Raw genomic sequence first — 23,416 nt, 5'->3', positions numbered from 1 at the left:
CGCCCGCCCCGCGGATGTGCCGGGCGGACCCGGCGCGGCGGGTGCCGCTACGCCTCGCGCGAGCCGTTGTACATCTCGTCGATCAGGTGCTTGTACTCGCGCTCCACGACCGGCCGCTTGAGCTTGAGGCTCGGCGTGAGCTCCCCGTGCTCCACATCGAGGTCACGGGGCAGCAGGCGGAACTTCTTGATGGTCTGCCAGCGCTGCAGGCCCTCGTTGAGGCGGCCGATGTAGCCCTCGATGAGCTCCTGCACCTGCGGGGAGGCGACGACCTCGGCGTACGGCTTGCCGCCGAGCCCGTGGTCCGCGGCCCAGCTCAGGATCGACGGCTCGTCGAGCGCGATCAGGGCGGTGCAGAAGTTCCGGTCGGCGCCGTGCACCAGGATGTTGGAGACGAACGGACAGACCGCCTTGAACTGGCCCTCGACCTCGGCGGGGGCGATGTACTTGCCGCCCGAGGTCTTGATGAGGTCCTTCTTGCGGTCGGTGATCCGCAGGAAGCCGTCCGAGGACAGCTCGCCGATGTCGCCGGTGTGGAACCAGCCGTCGGACTCCAGCACTTCGGCGGTCTTGTCGGGCAGCCCGTGGTAGCCCTCCATGATGCCGGGGCCGCGCAGCAGGATCTCGCCGTCGTCGGCGATCCGCACCTCGGTGCCGGGCAGCGGCTTGCCGACGGTGCCGGTGCGGTAGGACTCACCCGGGTTGACGAAGCTGGCGGCGCTGGACTCGGTGAGGCCGTAGCCCTCCAGGATGTGGATACCGGCGCCGGCGAAGAAGTAGCCGATGTCCGGCGCCAGCGCGGCGGAGCCGGAGACGGCGGCCCGCAGCCGTCCGCCGAACGCCTCGCGCAGCTTGGCGTAGACGAGCTTGTCGGCGACGGCGTGCTGCGCGGCGAGGCCGAACGGGGCGCTCCGCTTGCCGGTGCGCCGGAAGTTGTCCTGGGTGACCTTGGCGTACTCCCGGGCGACCCCGGCCGCCCACTGGAAGATCTTGTACTTGGCGCCGCCGCCCTCCCGGGCCTTGGCGGCGGCCCCGTTGTAGACCTTCTCGAAGATCCGCGGCACGGCGGCCATATAGGTCGGCCGGACCACCGGCAGATTGTCGACGATCTTGTCGATGCGGCCGTCGACGGCGGTGACGTGCCCGACCCCGATCTGCCCGGAGATCAGCACCTTGCCGAAGACGTGCGCCAACGGCAGCCACAGGAACTGCACATCGTCCGCGGCGACCATCCCGGTGGCCGGGATCGCGCGGGCCATGTACGACCAGTTGTCGTGCGGCAGCCGGACGCCCTTGGGACGGCCGGTGGTGCCCGAGGTGTAGATCAGGGTCGCGAGCTGGTCGGCGGTGATGGCGTCGATCCGCTTGCGGACGCTGTCCGGGTTGTTCTCCAGGTGCGCGGCGCCGCGCCGCTCCAGCTCGGCCAGGGAGAGCACCCAGCCGTCCGGGTCGCCCTCGGCCGGCTTGGCGTCCGACTCCTCGATCACCACGACATGGGCCAGTTCGGGGAAGTCGGCACGCCGCTCCCGCGCCTTGGCCAGCTGTTCCGCGTCCTCGGCGATGAGCACCCGGCTGTCGGAGTCCGCGATGATGAACGCGGTCTCCACACTGTTGGTGCTCGGGTAGATCGTGGTGGTGGCCGCCCCGGCACAGAGAATGCCGAGGTCGGAGAGGATCCATTCGAGCCGGGTACTGCAGGCGACGGCCACCCGCTCCTCGGGGCGCACGCCCAGCTCGATCAGCCCGGCGGCAATGGCGAGCACTCGGTCCGAGGACTGCTTCCAGGTCAGCGAGCGCCACTCGTCCCGCCCGGACGGCGACGGCACGGGGTAGCGGTAGGCCTCGGCGTCCGGTGTGGCATCGACCCGCTCCAGGAAGAGGGTCGCCACGGAAGGCGGCCGGTTCTCGATCAACGTCTGCGTGTCGCTCACGACATCCTCCGTGGCCCGCGGCAGTGCTGTGACTGGCTGGAAGTTGTTTAACTGGCGAGTAACCTTCGAGCAGGCATCAGGTTAAAGCTCGTACCGCCTGTACGTAAGGGGTGTCGGCCCTCCGTCTTGGCCGAGTCCTGCCGCAGGGCCGGACCAGGCCTGTCATCCCGGGGAAAACCAGGAGTCTGCGGTTTTCTCCGCCATCACCCGGATGGACCGGGAGCGCCGGGCAGAACTCCGGCGCCCGCCCCCTCGGGGACGGGCGCCGGAGGTGAGGCAGCCGTTACTTCTTCGCCTTGGCGTCGCCGCCCTCGGTGTCGGAGGACAGCACCGCGATGAAGGCCTCCTGCGGGACCTCCACGTTGCCGACCATCTTCATCCGCTTCTTGCCTTCCTTCTGCTTCTCCAGCAGCTTCCGCTTACGGGAGATGTCACCGCCGTAGCACTTGGCGAGCACGTCCTTGCGGATGGCGCGGACGGTCTCCCGGGCGATGACCCGGCTGCCGATGGCGGCCTGGATCGGCACCTCGAAGCTCTGCCGCGGGATGAGCTCGCGCAGCTTGCCGACCAGCCGGACCCCGTAGGCGTACGCCTTCTCCTTGTGGGTGATCGCGGAGAACGCGTCGACCTTGTCGCCGTGCAGCAGGATGTCGACCTTGACCAGGTCGGCGGTCTGCTCGCCGGTGGGCTCGTAGTCGAGCGAGGCGTAGCCGCGGGTCTTGGACTTCAGCTGGTCGAAGAAGTCGAAGACGATCTCGGCGAGCGGCAGCGTGTACCGCAGCTCGACCCGGTCCTCGGAGAGGTAGTCCATGCCCTGCAGCGAACCGCGCCGGGACTGGCAGAGCTCCATGATCGCGCCGATGAACTCGCTCGGGGCGAGCAGCGTGGCGCGCACGACCGGCTCGTACACCTCGGCGATCTTGCCGGTGGGGAACTCGCTGGGGTTGGTGACCGTGTGCTCGGCGCCGTCCTCCATGGTCACGCGGTAGACCACGTTGGGAGCGGTGGCGATGAGGTCCAGGCCGAACTCCCGCTCCAGCCGCTCCCGGATGACGTCCAGGTGCAGCAGGCCGAGGAAGCCGACGCGGAAGCCGAAGCCCAGCGCGGCGGAGGTCTCCGGTTCGTAGACCAGGGCCGCGTCGTTGAGCTGGAGCTTGTCCAGGGCCTCGCGGAGCTCCGGGTAGTCGGAGCCGTCCAGCGGGTAGAGCCCGGAGAACACCATGGGCTTGGGGTCCTTGTAACCGCCGAGCGGCTCGGTGGCGCCCTTGCTGAGCTGGGTGATCGTGTCACCCACCTTGGACTGGCGGACGTCCTTCACGCCGGTGATGAGATAGCCCACCTCGCCGACGCCGAGGCCGTCGGCGGAGGTCATCTCCGGGGAGTTGGTCCCGATCTCCAGCAGCTCGTGCGTGGCACCGGTGGACATCATCCGGATGCGCTCACGCTTGCCGAGCCGGCCGTCGACGACCCGGACGTAGGTGACCACGCCGCGGTAGGAGTCGTAGACCGAGTCGAAGATCATCGCACGGGCCGGGGCGTCCGCGACGCCGACGGGCGCCGGAATGTCGGCGACCACCTTGTCGAGCAGCACGTCGACGCCCATGCCGGTCTTCGCGGAGACCTTCAGCACGTCCTCGGGCTCGCAGCCGATGAGGTGGGCGAGCTCCTCGGAGAACTTCTCGGGCTGGGCGGCCGGCAGGTCGATCTTGTTGAGGACCGGGATGATCGTGAGGTCGTTCTCCATCGCCAGATAGAGGTTGGCGAGGGTCTGCGCCTCGATGCCCTGGGCGGCGTCGACCAGCAGGATCGTGCCTTCGCAGGCGGCCAGGGACCGGGAGACCTCATAGGTGAAGTCGACGTGGCCAGGCGTGTCGATCATGTTGAGGATGTGGGCGGTGCCCTGGTCCTCACCGGTGGTCGGCGCCCAGGGCAGCCGGACCGCCTGGGACTTGATCGTGATGCCGCGCTCGCGCTCGATGTCCATCCGGTCGAGATACTGAGCGCGCATCTGGCGCTGCTCGACGACGCCGGTGAGCTGCAGCATCCGGTCGGCAAGGGTCGACTTGCCGTGGTCGATGTGAGCGATGATGCAGAAGTTACGGATCAGCGCCGGGTCGGTACGGCTCGGCTCCGGCACATGGGAAGGGGTCGCGGGCACGCAGGGTCCTGTTTCTTGAGACGCCTATCGCCTCTGGTCGGATCGATACGTAGCCTCCATCCTCCCATGGCCGCCGCGCGGCCCACCGCTGCCCGCCGGAGCACGGCTCCCGGCGCCCGCCGCACCTCGACCGGTTTGGGAGGCCATCGGGCCTGCTGCTAGCCTGGTCCACTGTGCCTCGTGCCCTCTCACGCGCGGCGCAGATCAAGAATCCGACGAACCTGCAAAGGCTCTTTCGTGGCGAACATCAAGTCCCAGATCAAGCGGAACAAGACGAACGAGAAGGCGCGCCAGCGCAACAAGGCCGTCAAGTCCTCGCTCCGTACCGCGATCCGCAAGACCCGCGAGGCCGTCGAGGCCGGCGACGTCGAGAAGGCCACCGTGGCCGCTCGCGAGGCCGCCAAGAAGCTCGACAAGGCTGTCAGCAAGGGCGTCATCCACAAGAACGCCGCTGCCAACAAGAAGTCGGCGCTGGCCACTCGCGTCGCCGGTCTCAAGGGCTGACGACACCCCCGAGTCCCCGCAGGGACTCACCGTCCCTCGTTGAGGGGCCCTGCCCCCTCGGGCGCTGATCACAGCTCCGACGGCCGGGCAGAACCGGGGCTCCGGCCCCACTCGCGGGACACCGTCCCGCCGGGGACTCCGGTCCCCACCCCGCCGCCCCGGACCCAGCGGTCCCTCTCAACCGCTCCGGACGGCACCCTCGCGGAGAGCGATCTCCCGCGACACCGCGTCGCACGCGGCCTGCGTTCGCCACGCGGGTGCGGCGCACCGAGTCGAACCGAAGGCCCGGCACCTGCCCTTCCCCAGGGCGGTGCCGGGCCTTTGGCGTGGTATCGGACTTTGGCGTGGTACCGGGCCTTCGACGTAGTGCCGAACTTTGGCGTGGTACCGGGCCTTCGGCATGGGTGGGGGCTGTGGCGCGGGGTGGGGGCTGTGGCTCGGGGTGGGGGCTGTGGCGCGGGGTGGGGGCTGCCTGCTCGCCCTCCTTGCTCCGCGTCTCGCTCGACTCGCCCGCCCCCTGTCGACCTTCTCGGCCCCACCGCCCCACTCCGTTCCCCTGCCACAGCGGACACTCGGGAAGGGCATGCGATCCCGCACGCCCCGCCGGCAGCGCGGGAGTTGCGGGAGTCGCGGGAGTTACTGCCCGGCTGTCGCTTCGGGTGCCGATTCCGGCTACTGATTGCGCTCGCGCAGAACGAGGTCGAGCAGCCCCGGGAACCGGGCGTCGAACTCGGGGCGGCGCAGCCGGTTGACCCGCTTGGCCCCCATGTCGCGCTGCTCGACCAGACCGGCCGCACGGAGCGACGCGAAGTGGTGGCTGAGCGCCGCCTTGCCGACGGGCACATCGAAGCTGCCGCAGCTGCGCGCCCAGTCCTCCGAGGCGGCGAGCTCCCGCACCAGAACGAGCCGGACCGGGTCGGCGAGCGCCGCCAGCGCGACCTCGACCGGTACTTCGTCGGGGTGAGTGTGCTCAGGCGCGGCCCGATGGCTCATGCCGTCTCCCGGATCACTTGCCGAGTGTTCGATCAAAACCATACACTCGCGGGTGTTCGCTTCTCATTGAATACTAGCGGCAGGGGACGATCATGCGTGCAATCGTGCTGGCGGAGTTCGGCGGACCGGATGTCCTGACCGAGGCCGACGTGCCGGTACCGGAGCCCGGCCCGGGCGAGGTGACGATCGATGTCGCGTACGCAGGGGTCAACTTCGCCGAGCTCAAGGCCCGTAGTGCCGGGTTCCGGGTGCCCGCCCTCCCGTTCGTTCCCGGCCTGGAGGTCTCCGGCCGGATCAGGGCCGTCGGGGCGGACGTCGAAGAGCTGCGGCCCGGACAGGAGGTCGCCGCGCTCACCGGCTCGGGCGGATACGCCGAGGTCGCCGTGGCGTCGGCCGCCACGGTCTTCGCGCTCCCGGCCGAGGTGTCACTGCGCACCGGTGCCACGCTCCCGACGGTGCTGCCCACCGCGCACGCCCTGTTGCACGAGGTGGGCCGGCTCACCCGAGGTGAGACCGTCCTGGTGCAGGGAGCGGCCGGCGGTATCGGAACCGTCGTCGGCCAGCTCGCCCGGCTGGCCGGCGCCCGCTCCGTCCTCGGCGTCGTCTCCCGCAAGGAGAAGATCGAGCAGGCTCTCGCGTCCGGTTACGACGAGGTGTTCGTCGGCGACGGCTTCGTCGACGACGTCCGGGACAGCACCGGCGGCCGGGGCGTCGATCTGGCACTCGACCCGGTGGGCGGCGAGACATTCCGGCGGGCCCTGGATTCACTCGCGCCCTTCGGCCGGCTCGTCGCGTTCGGCAACGCGAGCGGCGCGGAGCCGTGGGGGATCGGCCAGGCCGACCTGATGCCCGGCGGACGATCCGTGGCCGGCTTCTCCGTCCTGACCCTGGCGGAGAACGACCCGGAGGCGCTGCGCACCATCGCGGACAGGGCTTTCGCGCGCGTGGCCGAGGGCGCGGTCGACCTGCCGGTGAGCGCCGAGTTCCCGCTGGCGGACGCGGCGGCGGCCCACCGTCTCATCGAGACCCGTACGACCACGGGGAAGCTGCTGCTGCGGGTCGCAGGCGACTGACGGCGGCAGATGGCTGCTGTCCCGAAGGCTGTCCCCCGGCCCGGGCTGCCGGACGCGCGGTGCCCCGAAGGCGCCGGGCGCCTTCGGGGTCGGGCGCCTTCGGGGCCGGGGAGGCTGTCGGGCCGGGGGCGTCAGTACGGGCGGGCGGGGCGAGCCGCGCGGGCCACGGCGACAACCGCCTTTTCCAGGGCGTACGCGGGGTCGTCGCCGCCCCCCTTGACCGCGCCGTCCGCCTCGGCCACGGCTCGCAGGGCGGCCGACACCCCGTCCGCCGACCAGCCGCGCATCTGCTGCCGCACCCGGTCGATCTTCCACGGGGGCATGCCCAGTTCGCGGGCGAGGTCCCCGGGACGCATGCCGCGCGGCGCGGAGGCCAGCTTGCCGATCGCCCGCACCCCTTGGGCGAGGGCGCTGGTGATCAGGACCGGAGCGACTCCGGTGGAGATCGCCCAGCGCAACGCCTCGAGGGCCTCCGCCGCCCGGCCCTCGACGGCGCGGTCGGCCACGGTGAAGCTGGATGTCTCGGCCCGGCCGGTGTAGTAGCGAGCGACCACGGCCTCGTCGATGGTGCCCTCGACGTCGGCGGCGAGCTGGGAGCACGCGCTCGCCAGTTCGCGCAGATCGCTCCCGATCGCGTCCACCAGCGCCTGGCAGGCCTCCGGCGTCGCGGACCGGCCGACGGAGCGGAACTCGGACCGCACGAAGGCCAGCCGGTCCGCAGGCTTGGTCATCTTCGGACAGGCGACCTCACGGGCGCCTGCCTTGCGGGCCGCGTCGAGCAGCCCCTTGCCCTTGGCCCCGCCCGCGTGCAGCAGGACCAGGGTGATCTCCTCGGCGGGCGCGGCCAGATAGCCCTTGACGTCCTTGACGGTGTCGGCGGAGAGGTCCTGGGCGTTGCGGACCACCACGACCTTGCGCTCGGCGAACAGTGACGGGCTGGTCAGCTCGGCGAGCGTCCCCGGCTGCAACGCGTCGGGCGTGAGGTCCCGCACATCGGTATCGGCATCGGCAGCGCGCGCGGCGGCGACCACCTGCTGCACGGCGCGGTCGAGCAGCAGGTCCTCCTGCCCCACGGCGAGCGTCACGGGGGCGAGCGGGTCATCGGTCGAAGTCTTCCTGGCCATCGCGGAACAGCATCCCACGGGCCACCGACATCGATGGTTGTCGGCGGTTCCGGCGGTCATGGCTCGGCCACGGACCGGCGCCCTGCTGGGCTGTCCTCGCGTGGGCTGTCCTCACGGGACTCACGGGGCTGTCCTCACGGGACTCACGGGGCTGTCCTCACGCTGTTCGGCGTCGGCCGGTGGCTCACTCCCTGCCCGGGCAGCCGCCCATCGCCGGTCCCGGCGTCGCTCCCCGGTCCGGCGCACCGTCCGGCAGGGGCGGTGCGGCTCCCCGTCAGCCCCGGCACTCTGCGGACGGGGCCGTCTCCTCACCCACGGCGGACGTGGCCCGGGAACGGCGCTGCCGGTCCCCTTCCCCGGTAACAGCGCTGCCGTTCCGCTCCCCCGTTTCCGACCGCTCCTCGACGGTCCCGCACAATGGGCGCGTGAGCAGCGCGACGCCCCACCCCCACGAGACAGCCGCACAGCCCGGCCACCCCGCACCTTCCACCCATCACGTGCTGGTGCTGCCCGACCGTGACGCCGCAGAGGAGGCCGCCGAAGAAGTCGTGAGCCGCTTCGGGCCGCCTGAGGAACCCCAGCTCGTCCGGGACGCCCTGGCAGGCGAGGACGACGCCGAGGACGCCCAGTGGCTGGTGGTTGTCGAGGACCCGGCGGACACCATGGACGCCGCCGCCCTCGACGAGCTGGCGTCGGAGTACGAGGGCTGGCTGGAGCGGCCGTAGCACCCACTGACCGGTTGCCGGCCAGGTCATGATCATCTCCTGGCCGACTGCCGTCGCCCCGGCCACCGGCCACCGGCCGGCAACCGTCGACGACCGACCTCCGACTGCCGACCGGCGACCGGCGACCGGCGACTGGCGACTGGCGACTGGCGACTGGCGCAACTGCGCCACCGAATCGAGGAGCGGTCAAGAAAGGTCGAGTACCGCAGGGACCCGGTCGAGTTCCAGGGCGAAGTGGTCACGATAGGCGGCGAGGATCTCCGCATCAGTCGTCAGGGTTTCCTCGTAGCGCTCCCCCGCGACCGTGGTGACGAGCCGGTCACCGCTGAGCGTGACCCGTGCCTCCCCTCCGTCGGTGAGCCGGGAGCAGACCAGCTTCTGGGTGAACGGGGACTTCGGCGAGGTCCGGTGCCACCAGCAGGTCGCCTCGAAGTCCTCCAGCGCACGGGGACGGACGGCCAGCCGGTACTGCGGGGCGCCGTCCTTCAGGACGTCCAGGTCGCCGTCCGGTGTCCCGGTGATCCGGAACGTGCCACCGGGGTCCGTTCGCTCTCCCCGTTCGGTCAGCCGAAGCGGATGGTGGCTGTGCGCTCCGAAACCCACGTCGACCAGCCAGGGGCCAGGGTCGTCCGGGCTCTCGACGCGCAGTGCGAGATGGTCGTACGGCGGGCCGATCCGGTCGGGGCCGGTGAAGACCCGGGCGGCGAGCAGCGTCACCGACCAGCCGAGCGCGGAGAGCAGCCCCGCGAACGCACCGTTCAGTTCGTAGCAGAACCCCCCTCTCCGTGCCCGCACGACCTTGTCGACGAGCCGGTCCTCCTCGAGCACGATGTCCTCACCGAGATGGATGCTGAGGTTCTCGAACGGCACCCGGGTGAGGTGCCGTATCTGCAGCTCGCGCAGGGCTTCGGCATCGGCTCGCGCCGGTCGGGTGGCTCCGATCCGCTGGAGGTACGCGTCGGTCTGTGCGGTATCCATCCCCCAGTTATGACCCATCCGGCCGCCCTGCGCCATCGGCCCTCGGGCCTCCGTCCGGGGACCGAGGAAGCGGTCGGACGCCGCCGGGCTCTGCGGACTCGTCCCAGCGCCGCGCCGAGCCGGGACGCCGGGCCCGTGACGGCGATCGATCCGTCGGTATCGGTGCGCAGCACGGCCGCTCCGTGCTGCCGCAGCATGGCGACGGTACGGGGCGACGGGTGACCGTACGGGTTGTCCGCCCCACAGGAGATCACGGCCAGGCGGGGGCGCACCCTGCTCAGCAACCGCGGGTCCTGGTAAGCGGAGCCGTGGTGGGCGACCTTGAGCACGTCGACGGGTGGCAGGTCGGGGACCGCCGTCAACAGGCTCTGCTGCGCGGGTGGTTCGAGGTCACCGAGCAACAGCAGGGTGAGTCCGGCCGTACGGACCAGCAGCGTGACGCTGGCGTCGTTAGCTCCCTCGGGGGCCGGGGCCGGGGGCGGGCCCGGGGCCCCGGGGAGACCTCCGGCAGGACGGGGCAACGGCCACAGGACCTGCCAGCGCAGCGGCCCCAGCTGTCGGTCGCCGGGTGCCGTGCGGACCGTCCGGACGCCCGCGGCCCGCGCCACGCGGTGGACGAACGCGGCCTGGTCGGACGGATCCTCGAGGAGCGTGGTCTCGATCGCGCCCACCGAGCGGCCCCGGAGCACCCCGGGCAGCCCGGCGACATGGTCGGCGTGAAAGTGCGTCAGCACGATGAGCGGGATCCTGGTGACGCCCAGGGACCGCAGGCAGCGGTCGGCGAGCACGGGATCGGGACCGGCGTCCACCACGACGGCGGTGCCGTTGCCCGCCGGGAGGACGAGCGCATCGCCCTGGCCCACATCGCAGACCGCGAACCGCCAGCCGGGCGGTGGCCAGCCCGTCACCAGACGCGGCAACGGTGCCGGGCGAGTGATCGCCAGGACCAGCAACAACGCGAACAGCCCGCACAGCCAGGGGTGGCGCATCAGCCGGGGCAGGGCCCACACCATGGCGCCGGTGACCGCAACGAGCAGCAGGCCCCCGGCCCAGCCCTCCGGCCAGTCCACCTCGGCACCCGGGAGGGCCGCGCCCGCGCGGGCGACACCCGCGACCCATTCCGCGGGCCAGCCACCCAGCCAGGCGATTCCGGCAGCGACCGGCTGCGCGACCGGGGCGGTCGCCAGCGCGGCGAACCCGAGCACCGTGGCCGGGGCCACGGCCGGCTCCGCCAGCAGGTTGCACGGAATCGCGACCAGGCTGACGCGCGCGGCCAGCAGGACGACCACGGGCGCGCACACGGCTTGGGCGGCGGCGGCCGCGGCCAGGACCTCCGCGACCCTGCCGGGCACACGGCGGCGCTGGAGTGCCGCACTCCAGCGTGGGGCGATGGTGAGCAGCGCGGCTGTGGCCAGCACGGAGAGGAGGAAACCGTAGGACAGGGCGAGCCACGGGTCGTACAGGACCAGCAGGAGAACAGCGGCACAGAGAGCGGGCAGCAGCGATCTGCGACGGCCGGTGGCGATCGCGAGCAGTGTGACCAGTCCGCAGGCGGCGGCCCGCAGCACACTCGGTTCGGGACGGCAGACGATGACGAAGCCGATCGTGAGCAGACCCCCGAGCAGCGCGGTGGTGCGCAACGGAAGGCCCAACCGGGGCGCGACGCCGCGGCGCTCGGCCCGGACGGCCAGATGCGGTGGCCCGATGAGCAAGGCAAGGATGATGGTGAGATTGGCACCTGACACCGCAGTGAGGTGTACAAGATCCGTGGCGTGGAAGGCCTCGTCGAGATCGGGCGGCATCCGGGAGGTGTCCCCGACCACCAGCCCCGGCAGCAGGGCCCGGGCATCGGGCGACAGCCGGTCGGTGGCCTCTCTGAGGCCGGCCCGCAACTCCCCGGCAGCGCGTTGCAGAGTGGTGGGCGGCGCGATGACCCGCGGTGGTCCGCCACCGGAGACCCGGAGCACCACGGCGACGGGTCTGCCGCCGGACTCCGACGGCACCGTCGGCCGCGCCCGGACCAGCAACCGGGTCGACGGCAGCAACCGGAGCCAGGGGGTCGGCTGCCCCGCCCGCCGGGCGGCCGTGGACGACGAAGGTGGACGGCCGCGCTGCTGGACGATGACGAGCACCGGCGTCCGGGCCGTGGTGACCTCGCCGTGCGGCCCGGTCACCCGCTCGGCCTCCGCCTCCAGGACCACGGCCGCCGGAGCGTGCCCAGCACCGACCACCCGGGGCCGGGCCAGGCGCGGGTCGCCGGTCACCTTCAGCTCGACGGTCACCGGCACGTGGTGCACCGCCGACTCCGGCAGCGGCCCGCGCCGCAGATCGGCCGCGTGCAGGGTGGCCGAGATGGCTGCCGCGCCTGCGCAGAGCAGAGCAGCGGCGGCCATGAGCCCCACCCCGCGCAGGAGGCTGCCGACCGGCCGCGTGTCACGGCCCCCGATGAGGTACGGAGCTCCGCCGGCCCGGACGGGGGCGGGAGTTCCGGCGTTGCCGATGCTGCCAGGAATCCCCGTGCACCGGATGGTGCCGGGAATTCCGGTGCCGAGGACGGTGCCGCGAATCCCGGTGCCGAGGACGGTGCCGCGAATCCCGGTGCCGAGGACGGTGCCGCGAATCCCGGTGCCCCGGATGGTCCTTCGCAGCACCAGCAGCACCGCCGCCGTCACCAGGCACAGGGCCGCCCCGGTCATCGCCCAGGTCATGGGGGCATGGAGCGCCCAGGCCGCGGCAGCCCAGGCGGCGAGAGCCGGAGCCACGAGACGGAGGTCGAGGGGGCCTTCCCGGGCGGGGCCGGAGGTTTCCGGACGGTCGGGCGCGTTCGCGGGTGCCCCGGTGTTCGTCACGGCTGCACCAGCGGCTGGAGGTCGGCGAACCTGCGGTCACCGATGCCGTTGACCTCGCGCAACTGGTCGACGGACTGGAAGCCGCCGTTCTGCTCGCGGAACTGGAGGATGTGCTGTGCGAGGACCGGCCCCACCCCGGGCAGGGCGTCGAGCTGGTCGGCCGTCGCCGTGTTGAGGCTGACGGGCCCCGCCGCAGGTGACCCACCGGGCCCCGTGACCGGGCTCTCCCCGCCCGGACCCCCCGCACTCGCGCCCGCTCCTGGCGGAGCCGGACCGCCGACCACCACCAACTCACCGTCGTTGAGCACCCGCGCCCGGTTCAGCGCCCCCGTATCGGTGCCCGGCCGTACTCCACCCGCGGCCTCCAGCGCGTCCGCAACGCGCGAGCCGGCCGGCAGGCGCTGGATGCCCGGACTGCGGACCTTGCCCGTGACGTCCACCATGATGCGGCGCTCCGGTCCCTTCGGCGGCGCCGGGCCCGGTGCACTGCTCGGCAGGGCACCGCTCCGCACCGGGGTGGACGGCCCGGTCGCCGGTTCGGCGGTCGGTGCCCGGACCGTCTGCGGCTCCCCGGTCCAGTAGTGGTGCGCCGCCACTCCTCCGGCGACGGCCAGGAGTACCGCCAGCGCCGCCAATGCCCGCGGGTTGACCTCACATCTCAACTGGACCCAGAGCGGCAGCCGTTCGCGGAGGGCCGACCACCAGGGGCGGTCCCGGCTCACGACAGCTGACCCGTCCCGCGGACCGGAGGCGTTGAAGGGCCCCTCATGCGTGGCCCGTTGCGCTCCCGGCGCCTGGACCCGCGCTCCCGGCCGCGGTGCGCCGGTCCTCCATGCCCCAGCCTCCGTCACCCCGGTCCTCCCCCTCCCTGACTCCGACGCATCCGATGGGTGAGAGGTCCTCGCCGCCCCAACTGCCGTCGCCGCCTCCGAGGCCTCCGCGGCTCCCGAGGTCTCGGCGTCCCTCTCCGCCGCTGCCCCGGGCGGCGGTGACAGTGCCCGAGCCGGACGGCCGGAGGCCCGGCGGTCCAGCGTCTGTGCCGCGAGCCCCCTTCCGGACGTACGCATGGCCGACTCCCGGACCGCACGCCTCAGCGGCCCCTCGACCGGCGACTCCGCACTCTCCGGTCCGTCCCCCAGCCGGCCCCCGACCGCCGCCCCGCCCCTCAGCGAGTCCACAACCATCGATCGCCCGGTCAGCGGCCTCGCCTCCGTAGGCCCGCCCTCCGGGCCCTCCGGCGCCCTCGGTACGTCGGCGGCCGACCGCCTTCGATCCGCCGGCGACCGGCCACGCCCCGGCGGCCCCGCCGCGTGCCCCGACCGCGGTTCGTCGGCTCCACCGGGCGCCCGGTCACAACCCGGCGACTCGGCCTCATGTCCCGGCGGCGACGCCGCGTGGCCTCTCCACTGCGAGTCGTGTCCCCTCAACCGCTCGTCACGGGCAGGCAACACCCCGCCGCAGCGCGGCGACAGCTCGTCCCGACCAGGGGACAGCTCGCTCCGACCGGGCGACAGTTCCCCGCGGCCGGGCGACGGCTCCTCGCACCCCGGCGGCGGCAGATCGCCTTGGTCCGGCAGCGGTCCCTGACCGTCCGCGCGGCCCCGCGCCGCAGCTCCCTCGGACACCGGCCACCCCGCCGGGGCGGCTACCGCCCGTCCCGTCTGAGCCGGTGCGGCGAAGAGCGCGGCTGCGCGCTCCCGTAACACCGTCGCGTCGGCGAGGGCGACTTCCCGGCGCATTTCGCGTCTCCAGCGGCCGGGCCGCAGGGGTGCATCAGCCGGACCGCCGCCGTAGCGACCGGTGCGGCCCGGGTGGTTCATCGGACGGGCGTGACGGCGCCCGTGCCGCCGCCGGGATCGACGGTCGGAGCCGTGCTCACGGCCCGGACCGCTGGTTACGGTGCGTGATGTGAGTTCCATGCACCCGACGGTAGGCGCACTGCACGCATCGCACCGAGAGGCCCGAGAATCCGTGGACAACCAGCGAGTTGTGGAAAACTCCGCCACTCTTGCGGGCGATTCGAGTGCCGCGAGCCCCAGCCGCGCACCACCGCATGTTCAACTGTCTGTAGTAGCCCCGACGAGAGCTGAAGCAGAGCTCAATCCGCCCACCCGCAACCAGCGAGCCCTCGGCCTCACTTCCCCACCGCCCCCACCGCCCCGCTCACCGCCCGATACCCGACCCCACACAACCAACGCCGACCACCGACCCGGCACCACAACCAACGCCCCACCCACCCGACAACGAACGCCCCAGACCCCGCCCGTCCCCGACCGCGGCCCAATCCCCCGCCCCCGCTCACCCCTTGGGTGACAGCACCGCCCCCAGCAACCCCGGCCCCGTGTGCGCCCCGATCACCGCGCCGACCTCGCTGACATGCAGCTCCACCAGCCCCGGCACCCGCTGTCGCAGCCGCTCCGCCAACTGCTCCGCCCGCGCCGACGCATCGAGGTGATGCACGGCGATGTCCACCGGGCCGGCCCCGGCCCGCTCGACCACCAACTCCTCCAGCCGCGCAATCGCCTTCGATGCCGTACGCACCTTCTCCAGCAGCTCGATGCGCCCGCCCTCCAGGTGCAGCAACGGCTTCACGGCGAGCGCCGAACCCAGCAACGCCTGCGCCGTGCCGATCCTGCCGCCGCGCCGCAGATAGTCGAGGGTGTCGACGTAGAAGTACGCGGACGTGGCCTCGGCGCGCTTCTCCGCCGCCGCCACCGTCTCGTCCAGCGTCCCGCCCGTCCCGGCCGTCTCTGCCGCCGCCAGCGCGCAGAAGCCCAGGGCCATGGCCACCATCCCGGTGTCCACCACCCGGACCGGAACGGGAGCCTCCGAGGCCGCCAGCACCGCGGCGTCGTACGTCCCGGAGATCTCCGCCGACAGATGCAGCGAAACGATTCCCTCTGCGCCCGCGTCCGCGGCAGCCCGGTAGGCATCGGCGAAGGTCGCGGGGCTGGGCCGGGACGTCGTCACCGAGGTGCGTCGCTGCAGCGCCTCGGCGACCGACCGGGCGGACACCTCGGTGCCCTCCTCCAGCGCCCGGTCACCGAGCACCACCGTCAGGGGCACCGCGGTGATGCCGTGCCGCTCCATCGCCTGCTGCGGCAGGTAGGCCGTTGAATCCGTGATGATCGCGACATGGCGGGACATGGATGGGAGGTTATCCGGGGGCGGCCCCTGCCGACAGCACGGGCCCGTCCTGTCGCCGTCCACGCGTCTCGCCGTCCGCAGGTCAGGTGGTGCTCTCCGGCCTGCGGGCCTTCGTCCAGGGGTGGGCGGTCCGCTTCCGCGGATCCCGTGCGGTGATGGCCCTCGGCTCCGGCTCCGGCCCCGAACCGTCGACGCCCGCATCGCCCGCCGTCCGACCACCGGCATCCACGCCCTCGGGCCCCTGACCGCCGACGCCGCCCGCCTCCGGTCCACCGGAAGCCCCCGAGGCACGGGCCCCCGCGGCCCCGGACGCTGCAGCCCCAGTCTTTGCAGCCCCGGCTGCTGCGGCCCCCGGCGTCGCAGCCCCCGACTTCGCGGCCCCGGACACCGGAACCCCCGAGCCGGTCCGCTGCGACGCGGCGGAATCCGCCCCGGCACCCGCGTACGCGGTCTCCGGCCCGCCGAAGCCGGCGCCCTCCGTCGCCGTCCAGTGCCGCAGCGCCCCGGACTCGACCTCGATCTCGCGCCCCAGGTCGTCCAGGTCCTCGCCGGCGAAGCGCCGCGCCCGGTCCCGCGCCGCCCACCGCAGCGAGTCCGCATGCCGCACCACGCGCTCGGTGCGGTCGCGCAGCTCGGGAAGCCGCTCCATGACCTTGCTCCGGTCCGGGTCCCGCTCCAGCCGCCTGAGGTCGTCGTCCAGCTGGTAGCCGTGGGCGCTCAGCCGCTTGAAGAGCGCGACCGTCTCGGACAGCGACGCGTCCTCCGGCGAACCGGCCGCCAGTGCCTCCCGGGTGGCCCGCATCGAGGTGCGCAGGGACAGCCGCAGCTCCGCGAGCTCACCCACGGCACCCGGCTGTGTGTACTTCTTCGCCTTGAGCGTGGTGTCCTCGACGGCACGGCGCGCCTGCTCCACGGTCCGGTCCACACTCCGCTTGGCGGCCCCCACCGCCTTCACCGCGGCATAGACGCCCAGCGCGACGAATGCCACGAAGAGCAGCGCCAGAACGAGGATCGCGGCTTCCATGGACGCTCCTTCACGAAGACGGGCCTGCCCCGGTCGTATCTCCACCGTAAACGGCCCGGGCCGGTCGGGGGTTCCTGCACGACCCCCCAACCGGCCCGTAGGGGTTCACCCTCGGCCGAACGGACCGCCGAAAGGATCACCCCGGCCGGAGTCACCCCGACCGGATCGTCCCGGACCCCTGTCCAGGCGTCCTCCCGGACCCATGTCCCGGCGTCCTCCCGGACTCACGTCTCAGCAGCCTCCCGGGCCCACGTCCCGGCAGCCTCCCGGGCTCACCTCTCCCAGCAGCCTCCGGGACACACGCCCCGGCAGCCTCCGAGCGCCCGTCCCGGCAGCGTCCCGGACACACGTCCCCGCCTTACGCCGGAACGATGTTCACCAGCTTCGGCGCCCGGACGATGACCTTGCGGATGCCCGCGCCGCCCAGGGCGGACTGCACACCCGCGTCAGCCAGCGCCAGCTTCTCCAGTTCCTCGTCGGAGACCGACGGCGCCACCTCCAGGCGCGCCTTGACCTTGCCCTTGATCTGCACGACGCAGGTCACGGTCTCGTCGACCACGTACGCCGGGTCCGCGACCGGGAAGGACTCGTGGACGACCGTGGCCCGGTGGCCCAGCCGGCGCCACAGCTCCTCCGCGATGTGCGGGGCCAGCGGGGCGGTCAGCAGCACCAGCCGCTCCGCGACCGACCGGGCGAGGGGGCCGCCCGCCTTCGTCAGGTGGTTGTTCAGCTCGGTGACCTTGGCGATGGCGGTGTTGAAGCGCAGGTTCTCCATGTCCTGCGTGACCCCGTCGATCGCCTTGTGCAGCGCACGCAGCGTGGCCTCGTCCGGCTCCGCGTCGGTGACGGTGACCTCACCGGTGTCCTCGTCCACGACGTTCCGCCACAGCCGCTGCAGCAGCCGGTACTGGCCGACCACGGCCCGGGTGTCCCAGGGCCGGGAGACGTCCAGCGGGCCCATCGCCATCTCGTACAGGCGCAGGGTGTCGGCACCGTACTCGGCGCAGATCTCGTCCGGCGTGACGGCGTTCTTCAGGGACTTGCCCATCTTGCCCAGCAGCCGGGAGACCTGCTCGCCCTGGTAGTAGTAGCCGCCGTCGCGCTCCTCGACCTCCGCCGCGGGCACCGCGATGCCGCGGCTGTCCCGGTAGACGTAGGCCTGGATCATGCCCTGGTTGAACAGCTTGTGGAACGGCTCGAACGAGGAGATGTGCCCCAGGTCGAACAGCACCTTGTGCCAGAACCGCGCGTACAGCAGGTGCAGCACCGCGTGCTCGGCGCCGCCCACGTACAGGTCGACACCGCCCGCGGTCTGCCCCTCCCGCGGCCCCATCCAGTACTGCTCGGCCTCGGGGCCGACGACCTGTGCGGCGTTGTGCGGGTCCAGGTAGCGCAGTTCGTACCAGCACGAGCCGGCCCAGTTGGGCATGGTGTTGGTCTCACGGCGGTACCTCTTCGGGCCGTCACCCAGGTCCAGTTCGACGTGGACCCAGTCCTCGTTGCGGGACAGCGGGGTCTCCGGCGAGGTGTCCGCGTCGTCCGGGTCGAACGTCCGCGGGGAGTAGTCGTCGACCTCCGGCAGCTCGACCGGCAGCATCGACTCGGGCAGCGCGTGCGCCACACCGTCCTCGTCGTAGACGATGGGGAACGGCTCGCCCCAGTAGCGCTGGCGGCTGAACAGCCAGTCGCGCAGGCGGAAGTTGACCGTCCCCTCACCGATGCCGCGCTCGGCCAGCCACTCGGTGATCCGCGTCTTGGCGTCGACCACGCCCAGGCCGTCCAGCGAGACGGTGCCGGCGGCGGAGTTCACGATCTTCGCGTCGTAGGAGGCGAAGGCGTCGTCCCAGTCCGCGGGGTCGGTGCCGCGGTCGTCGCTCGGCTCGACGACACAGCGCATCGGCAGCTCGAAGGCGCGGGCGAAGGCGAAGTCCCGGCTGTCGTGCGCCGGAACCGCCATGATCGCGCCGGTGCCGTAGCCCATCAGCACGTAGTCGGCGATGAACACCGGCACGCGCTCGCCGCTGGCCGGGTTGGTGGCGTACGCGCCGGTGAAGACGCCGGTCTTGTCCTTGGCCTCGGCCTGGCGCTCCACGTCCGACTTGGCCGCGGCCTGCTTGCGGTACTCGGCGACGGCCTCCGCCGGGGTGGCGTGCCCGCCGGTCCACACCTGGTGCGTGCCCTCCGGCCAGGCGGCCGGAACGATCGCGTCGACCAGGTCGTGCTCCGGCGCCAGCACCATGTAGGTGGCGCCGAACAGGGTGTCCTGGCGGGTGGTGAAGACGGTGATCGCGTGGTCGTCGCCGACCGGGAAGTCGATCCGGGCGCCCTCGGAACGGCCGATCCAGTTGCGCTGCTGCAGCTTGATCGCCTCGGGCCAGTCCAGCGCGTCCAGGTCGTCCAGCAGCCGGTCCGCGTAGGCCGTGATGCGCATGTTCCACTGCCGCAGCTTGGCCTTGAACACGGGGAAGTTGCCGCGCTCGGAACGTCCGTCCGCGGTCACCTCCTCGTTGGCCAGGACGGTTCCCAGGCCGGGGCACCAGTTGACGGGCGCGTCGGACGCGTACGCCAGCCGGTACCCACCCAGTACGTCCGCGCGCTCCGCGGCGTTCAGCTCGGCCCACGGGCGGCCGTCCGGGGTCTGCCGCCGGCCGGACGCGAACTGCTCGGCCAGGGTCTCGATCGGCCGGGCGCGCTTCGCCTCGTCGTCGTACCAGGAGTTGAAGATCTGCAGGAAGATCCACTGGGTCCAGCGGTAGTAGTCCGGGTCGATCGTGGCGAACGAGCGGCGCCGGTCGTGGCCCAGGCCCAGCCGGCGCAGCTGGGCCTTCATGTTCTCGATGTTGGCCTCGGTGCTCACCCTGGGGTGGGTGCCGGTCTGCACGGCGTACTGCTCGGCGGGCAGGCCGAAGGCGTCGAAGCCGAGGGTGTGCAGGACGTTGTGGCCGGTCATCCGGTTGAAGCGGGCGTAGACATCGGTGGCGATGTAGCCCAGGGGGTGGCCGACGTGCAGGCCCGCACCCGACGGGTACGGGAACATGTCCATGATGAACTTCTTCGGACGGTCGACCGCCGCGGCGGACCCGGCCAGGTCACCGCTGGGGTTGGGCGTCGCGTAGGTGCCCTCGGCGTCCCAGAAGTCCTGCCAGCGTGCCTCGATGTCGGCGGCCATGGCCGCCGTGTAGCGGTGCGTCGCGGCCGCCCCGGCCGCGGAATTCGTCTCGCTCATCGTCCTCAAAGCTCCATCGGTCGTCTCTGCTCGCGGATTCGCACCCTGTTGTTCCTGAAACAAAAAGGCCCCTCGCACAGGAGGGGACGCCGCGCCGATTCCGACCGGATTGTCCTCCGGCCGGGACTGATCAGCGCGGCCCGCCAAGCAGAAGGCGTACGGCACGCATGGCCTCAGAGTACCGCAGCGTCCGTGCAGGCCGCACGGAGCATCCGGCCCCCTCGCGCACAGCTACACCCGGAAGTAATCGGCGCAATTGACAATCGAGCAAATAACCAAACAGTCGGATGATCTTTGTTTTGGCGCTTAGCATGCGGGTCCGGGACCCCTCCCTCCGCACCACTGGAGTCGCCCGCATGCAATCTCATCGCACGATGCGAACCCCGTCCTCACGGACGAAGTCGTCAAGGACACCGTCGTCCCGGGCGCAGTCTCCACGGCCGTCACCGATCACCCCGAAGGCCCTGCCGCAGCCGGCGCTGTACGCCGTGCAGGTCGCGGTCGCCGCGGGCATCCTGGCGATCACCCTGCTCGCCGGTGAGGCACTGCAGCTGGCCATCGACTTCGCCAGCGGGGTCCTCACGCTGGTCTCGCTCAGCGCTGCCGTGATCTGGGGCCTGGTGGCCGCCGACCGCGTGCTGCTGGAGGTCCGGCAACGGCTGCTCTCGCAGGCCATCCACCGCGGCCTCGCGGTCGCCTCGCTGGGCTTCCTGCTGATGCACATCACCGTCAAGGTCGCCGAGTCGCACGCCTCGCTGCTGGCCGCGCTGGTGCCGTTCAGCCTGGGCGTGCAGGGCTCCGGCGGGCTGATCGGCCTCGGCTCGCTCGCCGCGCACTGCATGGTGATCGCGGGAGCCACCGGCGCCGCCCGCAGCCGCCTGGCCTCCAACGGCCCCGCGGCGGCCCGCTGGCGCGCGCTGCACTCGCTGGCCTACCCGGCCTGGTTCGCCGCGTTGCTGCACGGATTGAACGCCGGGCGTCCGGCAGCCGTATGGGTGACCACGATGTATGCGCTCGCCCTCGCCGCCGTGGGTGCGGCGGTGTCCGTGCGGCTGCTCCCGCAGCCGCAGCGCCGCCGCATCGCGCGGATGCTGATGTCGCTGACCAAGCCCGGACCGTCCGGACGCGCCGACCGTGACCAGGAGCCCATGGGGCCCCGGGACACCTCGGTGTCGCCGCTGCCGGGCGGCAGCGCCATGTCCGGAGCCGACCGGATGCCGGGCACGGCACGCATGCCGGGCGAGCGGGCCGACGCCTTCGCCGAGCAGCCTCCGCTGCGGCTCGACTCGACGCGTCCCGCACCCGTCGCGGGCGGCCGGGGAGCCGGCATATCCGCGGCGTACCGGGCGGTGTCGTCCCCGCCGCCGTCCCCCTTCGGAGCGCCCGGCGCACCGCAGGAGGCGCGGACGGAGATGCTGCCGCCGGTGCCCTCGTACGAGGCGCCGACCGACATCCTTCCGCCGGTCCCCTCCGGCAACCCGCAGACGGGCGGCGTGCCGCCCTTCCCGCAGTACGACACCGGCACCCTTCCCCCCGTTCCGCAGTACGACACGGGGAACCTTCCCCCGGTCCCGCAGTACAACACGGGAAACCTTCCGCCGGTACCGCAATACGACACCGGAAACATTCCGCCGGTACCGCAGTACGACACCGGCGGCATTCCACAGGTCCCCCAGTACGACACGGGAAACCTCCCCCCGATGCCGCAATACGACACCGGAAACATTCCGCCGGTGCCCCAGTACGACACCGGCGGCATTCCACAGGTCCCCCAGTACGACACGGGAAACCTCCCCCCGATGCCGCCGTACCAGGCACAGACCGGGAACCTCCCGCCGCTGCCGCAGTACGACACCGGGAACCTCCCGCCCGTACCCCCGTACGACACCGGAGGCATCTCTTCCGTACCGTCCTACGCGGCACCCACCGAGACGTTCCAGACCGTGTCGCCGTACGTCCCGGAGCAGCCCACCGGGACCTCGGGCCGCTGGCCGGCCCCGTCCCCGCCGCCGCCCGGCGAGACCTTCGGGCGCCGCGCGGAGCCGGACCCGGCCGCCGGACAGTCCTATTCGCCCCCGCCGGGTGAACCCTGGCACCAACCCGCAGGAGAGCGGCCATGAACGCACCACTCCCCGACGTACCCGAAGTCCGGGTGGTCGGTCTGCCGCAACTGACCGCGGGATTCGACCTGGTCCACCGGCTCGACCTCGGCATGCACCTGAAGGTGCACGGTGCCCTGGAGCCGATGGTCGGCGAGCGGCTGGCGGATCTGGCCGAGGCTGTATCACTGAACGGCAGGGGCGGTGCGGGCTTCCCGTTCGCCAAGAAGCTGCGGGCCGTTGCCAAGAGCGCGATCCGACGGGGCGTACGTCCCGTGGTCGTGGTCAACGGCAGCGAGGGGGAACCGGCCTGCCGCAAGGACACCGTGCTGCTCTGCCGCGCACCGCATCTCATCCTCGACGGCGCTCTGCTGGCCGCCGAGGCCCTCGGAGCCCGGGTCCTGGCCATCGCCGTGACCCGGGACTCCACCGAGGCCTCCATGCGGGAGGCCATCTCCGAGCGCGGGCTGACCGACCGGCGCGGCAAGGGACTGCGGGTCCGCGTGGTGCGGACCCCCGAGCGGATGGTCTCCGGTGAGGCCTCCTCGGTGATCAGCGCGGTCAACGGCGGCCCCTCGCTGCCCGCGGGCCGCAAGGTGCGCGCCTCGGACTCCGGCGTGGGCGGCGCCCCGACGCTGCTGTCCAACGCCGAGACCTTCGCCCAACTCGCCATGGCGGCACGGCTGGGACCGCAGCGGTACGCCAACATCGGCCTGTCCGACGAACCGGGCACCGTGATGCTGACGGTCTCCGGCTCGGTGGCGCGGCCGACCGTCCTGGAGGTGCCGGTCGGCACCCCGATGCGCTACGTCCTGGAGCTGTGCGGCGCGCCGCCGATGCCGCAGGCCGTGCTGACCGGTGGCTATCACGGCGACTGGATCGACGGCCTGACCGCGGTGGGCGCCATCATCTCCCGCAAGGCGCTGCGTACGGCCGGCGGCGCCCTGGGAGCGGGCGCGATCCTGCCGATCGGCCCCGAGACCTGCGCGCTCGGCGAGTCCCTGCGCATCGCCAACTGGCTGGCCGCCGAGACGGCCGGGCAGTGCGGGCCCTGCAAGCTGGGTCTGCCGGCGGCCGCCGCGGGCCTCTCGGACGTGCTGGGCGGCGGCGGACCGACCGCGCTGGAGGCACTGAAGCAGGTCACCCAGGCGGTCAAGGGCCGGGGCGCGTGCAAGCACCCCGACGGCTCGGTCCGCTTCTTCCAGTCCACGCTGAACGCCTTCACCGACGACCTCGCCGCCCATGTGCTCAGCGGCGGCTGCGGCCGCCCCACCCAGGGTGTGCTGCCCCTGCCGAACCCGGGCTACGAGGACGAGGGCGTGCCCAGCGGCGAGAAGCTCGCGGTGGACTGGGTGCTGTGCGAGGGCCACGGCCTGTGCGCCGGGGTGGTGCCGGAGATGATCCGCATGGGCCCCGACGGCTACCCGGTGATCGCCGACATGACGGTTCCGATGCATCTGCGGGCCAACGCCCAGCGCGCCGTACGGCGGTGCCCGGAGCTCGCGCTCCGGCTGGAGCAGGCGCCCGCCCAGCAGGCGCCTCCCAGCCGCAAGGCACTGCCCCGGGGCTGACGCCCACGGACAGC

15 protein-coding genes are annotated in these 23,416 nt (G+C 72.4%); 5 read left to right on the top strand and 10 right to left on the bottom strand.

Annotated elements, in window-relative coordinates; translation table 11 throughout:
- Positions 1–47: 47 nt before the first annotated feature.
- Positions 48–1,931: an AMP-dependent synthetase/ligase gene (locus tag AC3EQ1_RS12900; RefSeq protein WP_432094446.1), complete on the bottom strand. Its 1,884-nt coding sequence runs from the start codon at positions 1,929–1,931 to the stop codon at positions 48–50.
- A 283-nt stretch (positions 1,932–2,214) separates the two neighbouring features.
- The gene (gene lepA, locus AC3EQ1_RS12895) at positions 2,215–4,089 is read right to left on the bottom strand and encodes a translation elongation factor 4 (protein ID WP_432094445.1); all 1,875 of its coding nucleotides are present in this window, start codon (positions 4,087–4,089) and stop codon (positions 2,215–2,217) included.
- A gap of 237 nt (positions 4,090–4,326) precedes the next feature.
- Here lepA and rpsT point away from each other — a divergent pair, with 237 nt between their 5' ends.
- Positions 4,327–4,593 carry a 30S ribosomal protein S20 gene (gene rpsT, locus AC3EQ1_RS12890; RefSeq protein ID WP_351515358.1) on the top strand — a complete coding sequence of 89 codons (267 nt, stop codon included), beginning with the start codon at positions 4,327–4,329 and terminating at the stop codon, positions 4,591–4,593.
- A 672-nt stretch (positions 4,594–5,265) separates the two neighbouring features.
- Here rpsT and AC3EQ1_RS12885 read toward each other — a convergent pair.
- On the bottom strand, positions 5,266–5,586 hold the full coding sequence (locus AC3EQ1_RS12885) for an ArsR/SmtB family transcription factor (protein WP_432094444.1): 321 nt from the start codon (positions 5,584–5,586) through the stop codon (positions 5,266–5,268).
- Positions 5,587–5,678: 92 nt separating this feature from the next.
- Here AC3EQ1_RS12885 and AC3EQ1_RS12880 point away from each other — a divergent pair, with 92 nt between their 5' ends.
- A complete protein-coding gene (locus AC3EQ1_RS12880) occupies positions 5,679–6,659 on the top strand; it encodes a quinone oxidoreductase family protein (protein ID WP_432094443.1) in 981 nt (326 codons plus the stop codon).
- A gap of 131 nt (positions 6,660–6,790) precedes the next feature.
- Here the strand turns inward: AC3EQ1_RS12880 and holA are convergent, their stop codons facing one another.
- A complete protein-coding gene (gene holA, locus AC3EQ1_RS12875) occupies positions 6,791–7,783 on the bottom strand; it encodes a DNA polymerase III subunit delta (protein ID WP_432094442.1) in 993 nt (330 codons plus the stop codon).
- Positions 7,784–8,280: 497 nt separating this feature from the next.
- Between holA and AC3EQ1_RS12870 the strand changes: the two genes are divergently transcribed.
- On the top strand, positions 8,281–8,508 hold the full coding sequence (locus tag AC3EQ1_RS12870; RefSeq protein WP_351512109.1) for a hypothetical protein: 228 nt from the start codon (positions 8,281–8,283) through the stop codon (positions 8,506–8,508).
- Between the two features lie 186 nt (positions 8,509–8,694).
- Here the strand turns inward: AC3EQ1_RS12870 and AC3EQ1_RS12865 are convergent, their stop codons facing one another.
- From AC3EQ1_RS12865 to leuS, 6 genes are all read right to left on the bottom strand, one after another.
- Positions 8,695–9,378 carry an arylamine N-acetyltransferase family protein gene (locus AC3EQ1_RS12865; protein ID WP_432094441.1) on the bottom strand — a complete coding sequence of 228 codons (684 nt, stop codon included), beginning with the start codon at positions 9,376–9,378 and terminating at the stop codon, positions 8,695–8,697.
- On the bottom strand, positions 9,267–11,879 hold the full coding sequence (locus tag AC3EQ1_RS12860; protein WP_432094461.1) for a ComEC/Rec2 family competence protein: 2,613 nt from the start codon (positions 11,877–11,879) through the stop codon (positions 9,267–9,269). Before AC3EQ1_RS12860 ends, AC3EQ1_RS12865 begins: the two co-directional genes overlap by 112 nt.
- Before the next feature lie 452 nt (positions 11,880–12,331).
- Entirely contained in the window at positions 12,332–13,057 is a 726-nt protein-coding gene (locus AC3EQ1_RS12855; protein WP_432094440.1) for a ComEA family DNA-binding protein, read from the bottom strand.
- A 1,576-nt stretch (positions 13,058–14,633) separates the two neighbouring features.
- Positions 14,634–15,482 carry a DegV family protein gene (locus AC3EQ1_RS12850; RefSeq protein WP_432094439.1) on the bottom strand — a complete coding sequence of 283 codons (849 nt, stop codon included), beginning with the start codon at positions 15,480–15,482 and terminating at the stop codon, positions 14,634–14,636.
- An 82-nt stretch (positions 15,483–15,564) separates the two neighbouring features.
- Entirely contained in the window at positions 15,565–16,506 is a 942-nt protein-coding gene (locus tag AC3EQ1_RS12845) for a hypothetical protein (protein WP_432094438.1), read from the bottom strand.
- 358 nt (positions 16,507–16,864) lie between these two features.
- Positions 16,865–19,732 carry a leucine--tRNA ligase gene (leuS, locus tag AC3EQ1_RS12840; RefSeq protein WP_432094437.1) on the bottom strand — a complete coding sequence of 956 codons (2,868 nt, stop codon included), beginning with the start codon at positions 19,730–19,732 and terminating at the stop codon, positions 16,865–16,867.
- Between the two features lie 374 nt (positions 19,733–20,106).
- Here leuS and AC3EQ1_RS12835 point away from each other — a divergent pair, with 374 nt between their 5' ends.
- Together AC3EQ1_RS12835 and AC3EQ1_RS12830 are read left to right on the top strand one after the other, a co-directional pair.
- Entirely contained in the window at positions 20,107–21,852 is a 1,746-nt protein-coding gene (locus AC3EQ1_RS12835; protein WP_432094436.1) for a hypothetical protein, read from the top strand.
- Positions 21,849–23,402: an NADH-ubiquinone oxidoreductase-F iron-sulfur binding region domain-containing protein gene (locus tag AC3EQ1_RS12830; protein ID WP_432094435.1), complete on the top strand. Its 1,554-nt coding sequence runs from the start codon at positions 21,849–21,851 to the stop codon at positions 23,400–23,402. Before AC3EQ1_RS12835 ends, AC3EQ1_RS12830 begins: the two co-directional genes overlap by 4 nt.
- The last annotated feature ends 14 nt before the right edge of the window (positions 23,403–23,416 follow it).

The organism is Streptomyces sp. bgisy100, from assembly GCF_057709105.1.
Note: the sequence above shows the minus strand (reverse complement) of the source record. Positions and strands in the feature narration are given on the sequence as shown.